Below are 1,802 nucleotides of genomic sequence, written 5' to 3'. Positions count from 1 at the left end.
GTATCGGCCGCGTCGTCCGATCCGGCGCCAGCTTTCGGTTTGAGCCGCTATAATTGAAAAAGGGCGGCGCAAGCGCCGCCCCGGATCCTTGGGAGGATAATTCGAACCGGCGGTCAGGCCGCCTTGACTTCCTCGGCGACGGCGTCGGCCTGACGCGCTGCCTTGAGCACCTTGGCCCACCAGGCAACGTCGTTGACCAGCGCCGTGGCGGCCTGGTTCAGATGCTCGAGGTCTTCCAGCTTCTTCTCGCCCTGGCGGACGGCGAGGAAATCGCCCCAGGCGATATGGACGGCCGACTTGACCGGCGCCATCTGCAATTCGACGGCATGAAGGCGGAGCTGTTCGACGGCGCGAGCGCCACCGACGCTGCCATAGCCGACGAAGCCGGCCGGCTTCTTGTTCCATTCGTTGGCGGCGTAGTCGATGGCATTCTTCAGCACCGCCGTCGGGCCATGATTGTATTCGGCGGCGGTGAAGATGAAGCCGTCGAATTCGGCGACCTTCTTCTGCCAGCGCTGTGCCACTTCGTTCTGCGACGGCGCCCATGCGGAGGATGCGACTTCGTCGAAGAACGGCAGCGGGAAGTCGCGAAGGTCGACGATCTCGACATCGATGTCGGCATGCGACTTGGCGATCTTGGCGATCCATTGGGTTGGCACATCGGCGAAACGAGCGGCGCGCGTCGATCCGACGACGATGGCAATTTTGGGTTTGGACATAAGGGCTCTCCTTGCACGAAGTACTGGTATCATTTGGATACCTGCGCTATATGAGATACTGCAAACGCGATGCACAAGAAGGCACTTTTTTGTTACCGAGGCACCCACACCGCTCCGAAGACTGCCGCGCCATCTCGGAAATCCTGCAGCGCGTCGGCGACAAATGGACCGTTCTGGTCGTCGGCAAGCTGGGCGACGGACCGCTGCGTTTCAACGAATTGCGCGCAGCCGTCGGCGGCATCTCGCAGAAGATGCTGACCACCACCTTGCGCGGGCTGGAGCGTGACGGCTTCGTCACCCGCACCGTGTTTCCAACCATTCCGCCGCGCGTCGATTATGAGCTGACCGAGCTCGGCCACGAGCTGCTGATCCCCGTCAGCGCACTGAGCGAATGGGCGCGCGCCAACACCATGCGCGTCAAGGCGGCGCGCGAAAAATTCGACGGCGCCCGCGTCTGAAACCCTTGCGCGGCAAGGGATTCAGCCCCGCACGCAACATCCGGCTTGTCTGATCGGAAATTCTATCTCGGCTGCGCGGATCGTGCCCGGATGCAAGCGCCGTTTTGGCTGGCGGATTGCCGCTCATGCGGTCCCCTGACGGCTGCCGCTCAGGCTCCTGATGCGCGCACATCGCATCGCGCGGCGGCACAGGTATCACACCGTGCGCCCCGCTCGCCGGGAGCCTGTCCTCCATGCGTGCAGGCGACGCGCGAGATGTCTTCCTTCACCTCCGCGTAAGCGGTCACGCCGAGCAGGCAGGTCGTCGCGACCAGGGCTGCCACGAGCCAACCGTTCAGCAGATGTTGACGCATTGTCTCTCCTCCGATTGCAGCAGGATCGGGCTTGGAGGCAACCGTTGGATGTCACGAAAAGCGCCTCCCGCACGGGCGCTGTTACAAACGGCCATACCCGGCTCGCTCTACCTGATCCCAGCTATGTCGGCGGCAACCGATCCATGGCAGACTGGGTACGATCGGTTGGGTATTTTCCGCCCGGCTGCTACAGGTGAAAGCCGCCATTCGCGTCGAGGTTCATGTCGTCCAAGGAACATCCCGCCATCGACCTGCCATCGGAAGCACTGCTG

Annotated in this window: 3 protein-coding genes; 1 reads left to right on the top strand and 2 read right to left on the bottom strand. The window is 62.9% G+C overall.

Translation table 11 applies throughout. From position 1 onward, the window contains the following. Positions 1-113: 113 nt before the first annotated feature. Positions 114-719: an NADPH-dependent FMN reductase gene (locus EN969_RS29375; RefSeq protein ID WP_013530052.1), complete on the bottom strand. Its 606-nt coding sequence runs from the start codon at positions 717-719 to the stop codon at positions 114-116. Positions 720-808: 89 nt separating this feature from the next. Between EN969_RS29375 and EN969_RS29370 the strand changes: the two genes are divergently transcribed. Then, positions 809-1,177, top strand: coding sequence for a helix-turn-helix domain-containing protein (locus EN969_RS29370; protein WP_024504168.1), 369 nt, complete (start codon positions 809-811; stop codon positions 1,175-1,177). Between the two features lie 149 nt (positions 1,178-1,326). Here the strand turns inward: EN969_RS29370 and EN969_RS29365 are convergent, their stop codons facing one another. Beyond that, the gene (locus tag EN969_RS29365) at positions 1,327-1,530 is read right to left on the bottom strand and encodes a hypothetical protein (protein ID WP_013530050.1); all 204 of its coding nucleotides are present in this window, start codon (positions 1,528-1,530) and stop codon (positions 1,327-1,329) included. Between the last annotated feature and the right edge of the window lie 272 nt (positions 1,531-1,802).

Origin of the sequence: Mesorhizobium sp. M7A.F.Ca.CA.003.01.2.1 (assembly GCF_003998945.1) — a bacterium.
Classification (GTDB): domain Bacteria; phylum Pseudomonadota; class Alphaproteobacteria; order Rhizobiales; family Rhizobiaceae; genus Mesorhizobium; species Mesorhizobium ciceri.
Note: the sequence above shows the minus strand (reverse complement) of the source record. Positions and strands in the feature narration are given on the sequence as shown.

What these genes read in the sequence shown, in the direction of transcription:
- EN969_RS29375 (WP_013530052.1), bottom strand. Translation starts at nt 719, where the DNA reads ATGTCCAAACCCAAAATTGCCATCGTCGTCGGATCGACGCGCGCCGCT.
- EN969_RS29365 (WP_013530050.1), bottom strand. Translation starts at nt 1,530, where the DNA reads ATGCGTCAACATCTGCTGAACGGTTGGCTCGTGGCAGCCCTGGTCGCG.